Genomic DNA, 2,980 nt, shown 5'->3' on the forward strand with positions numbered 1-2,980 from the left:
CCGGCACACCGGCGTGACCTCCGCGGTGCCCGACACCATCACCGGCCTGCACGCCGACGGCAGCGCGCCCGATCCGGCCGAGGACGCCGCGGCCGATCCGGGACCGCGGCGTCCGGAGCAGGTCCGGGTGCGCATGGACAAGTTGCGGCGGCTCACCGAACGCGGCATCGACGCCTACCCGGTCGCCTATCCGCCGACGCACACCATCGCCGCCGCCCGGCGGTCGCCGCAGGGCACCACGGTGCGAGTGTGCGCGCGGCTGTTACGAATTCGCGATTACGGCGGCGTCGTGTTCGCGCTGTTGCGCGACTGGTCCGGCGAGATCCAGTTGATGATCGACCGCGGCCGGGTCGGCACCGGTCGCGCCGCCGAATTCGACGAGTTCTTCGATCTCGGCGACCTGATCGAGGTGAGCGGGCAGATCGGCCGCAGCCGCCGCGGCGAGCTGTCGCTGCTGGCGCAGGATTGGCGCATGATCGGCAAATGCCTGCATCCGCTGCCGGACAAGTGGAAAGGCCTGGCCGATCCCGAGGCGCGGGTGCGGCAGCGCTACGTGGACATGGCGGTCAACTCCGAGACCCGCGAGCTGCTCACCAAGCGCAGCGCGGTGGTGCGCTCCCTGCGCGACACCCTCGGCGGCTGGGGGTTCCTGGAGGTGGAAACCCCGGTGCTGCAACAGGTGCACGGCGGGGCCAACGCCACCCCGTTCACCACCCACATCAATGCCTACGATCTGGACCTGTACCTACGCATCGCGCCGGAGCTGTACCTCAAGCGGCTGTGCGTGGGCGGCATGGAGAAGGTCTTCGAACTCGGCCGCGTCTTCCGCAACGAGGGCGTGGACTACAGCCACAATCCCGAGTTCACCATTCTGGAAGCCTATGAGGCGCACAGTGATTACGAGCGCATGATGCACGCCTGCCGCCAGCTCGTCCAGCAGGCGGCGGTGGCGGCCAACGGAAGGATGGTGGCGCTGCGGCCCGACAGCGACGGCGGCTACACCGAGGTGGATATCTCCGGCGAGTGGACGGTCAAGACCGTGCACGGCGCGGTCTCCCAGGCGCTCGGCGAAACCATCACGCCCGACACCGATGTGGAGCGGCTGCGGCTGCTGTGCGACAAGGCCGGGGTGGCCTACCAACTCGGTTGGGACGAGGGCCAGCTCGTGCTCGAACTGTACGAGCGCCTGGTGGAATCCCACACCGAGGAGCCCACCTTCTACATCGATTTCCCCACCTCGGTCTCCCCGCTGACCCGCGCCCACCGGCATATCGCCGGGGTCACCGAGCGCTGGGACCTGGTGGCCTGGGGTGTCGAACTCGCCACCGCCTACAGCGAATTGACCGATCCGCTCGAACAGCGTCGACGGCTCACCGAGCAGTCCATGCTGGCGGCGGGCGGCGATCCGGAGGCCATGGAGCTGGACGAGGACTTCCTGCAGGCGCTCGAGCACGCCATGCCGCCCACCGGCGGACTCGGCGTCGGCGTCGATCGCGTGGTCATGCTGCTCACCGGGCGCAGCATCCGCGAGACACTGCCCTTCCCGCTGGTGAAACCGCGTACCGCGCAGAGCGATTCACGATGATGGCAGAATCCCGTGTCGCGCGGTATGTCGCGGCCTGACCTGCGCGTATTAACGCGACGTGGCCCGGGCACGACTACCGTTCGACGATCGGCCCGTGCCACGGGTCGCGAACCGAACGGGGGTTCCCACATGTACTACCTGGACCTGATGACCCAGGCGAATCTGCTCGACCACTCGGTCTGGGCCAGTCCCGACACCTGGACCGCCGCGCTCGAGCACCAGGCCAAGCGCAAGAAGAGCGGCGGCAAGGGCGGGCTGATCTTCGGCGCGATCTGCTGCATCGGGCTGGTGGTGCTGATTCTCGGCATCGTCTACCTGGTCACCCAGCGCAAGAAGAAGTAGGGGCGGGGCCGGCCCGGGCCGGAGGTCCGGGCCGGGCGTACGGCACAGTAGGAGACGTGCAGTTGATCCTCGTCCGTCACGCCCAGCCGCAGCGCATCCACGGCACCGCCGCTCCAGACATGCACGGCACCGCCCCAGACATGCACGGCACCGCCGTGGCGGCCGATCCCGACCTCACCGAGATCGGCGTCCAGCAGGCCGGGCGGGTTCCGGGAGTGCTCGCCCCGCACCGGGTGGCCCGGGTGGTGAGCAGCCCGCAGCTGCGCGCCCGCGAAACCGCGCGGCCCACCGCGGAGAAGCTGGGCCTGGCGATCGACATCTGCGACGGTCTCGCCGAATACGATCGCGACCTGCCGGTGTACATCCCCATCGAGGACGCGCAACGCGAATTCCAGCAGGTGTACGAGCGGATCAAGGCCGGGTACATCCCCGAGCAGATCGACGCCGACGCCTTCCGCGCCCGGGTGCTGGACACGGTCGCGGCGATCACCGCCGCCGCCGACCACACCGATACGGTGGTCGCCTTCGCGCACGGCGGTGTGATCAATGTGCTGCTGCAGGATGTGCTGGGCCTCGAACGCCCGCTCACCTTTCCGATCGACTACTGCTCGGTCACCCGAATCCTGTACTCGCGCAGCGGGCGTCGCACGGCGGCCACCGTCAACGAGAACAGCCACGTGTGGGATCTGCTCCCCCGCGCGCTGCGCTGACGCTCCCAGCGGACTCCCAGCTCCATCGGACCGCGGGCACAGCTCGGCGGATTCTCATGGATCGCACGGACCGCTGCCACGGCGGTACGGATCAGACCGAAAGGACTCCGATGCGATTCACGAGGAACTCCGGACGCCGCCGGGTGATCGGGCGTGCCACGTTCGCGGCCGCGTTGACGGCCATTCCGCTCGCCGCCGTCGCCATTCCGGCGACCGCGGCGGCGCCCACCGCCGTGGAGATCTCCCGCCCGGGTCCACAGCACCCCGGCGACGGTCCGGAACGTCCGGTCCCCGACCGCGATCCGGGTCGGCCCGACCATCGGCCCGCGCCGAATCCTGAGCC

At 69.5% G+C, this 2,980-nt stretch carries 3 protein-coding genes and 1 pseudogene; all 4 read left to right on the forward strand.

Features of this window, described 5'->3' with window-relative positions; genetic code table 11:
* The coding region (lysX, locus tag QK444_RS34845; protein ID WP_282786254.1) for a bifunctional lysylphosphatidylglycerol synthetase/lysine--tRNA ligase LysX at positions 1–1,585 on the forward strand (1,585 nt) is incomplete at its 5' end.
* A 129-nt stretch (positions 1,586–1,714) separates the two neighbouring features.
* Positions 1,715–1,927 (forward strand): hypothetical protein, encoded by a 213-nt coding sequence (locus QK444_RS34850; protein WP_143983343.1) that lies wholly within the window; start codon positions 1,715–1,717, stop codon positions 1,925–1,927.
* A gap of 56 nt (positions 1,928–1,983) precedes the next feature.
* Positions 1,984–2,637 carry a histidine phosphatase family protein gene (locus tag QK444_RS34855; protein WP_282786255.1) on the forward strand — a complete coding sequence of 218 codons (654 nt, stop codon included), beginning with the start codon at positions 1,984–1,986 and terminating at the stop codon, positions 2,635–2,637.
* Between the two features lie 110 nt (positions 2,638–2,747).
* Positions 2,748–2,980 (forward strand): annotated as a pseudogene (locus tag QK444_RS34860) (hypothetical protein); the annotation flags it as partial.

Source organism: Nocardia sp. CC201C, from assembly GCF_030010695.1.
Classification (GTDB): Bacteria; Actinomycetota; Actinomycetes; order Mycobacteriales; family Mycobacteriaceae; genus Nocardia; species Nocardia otitidiscaviarum.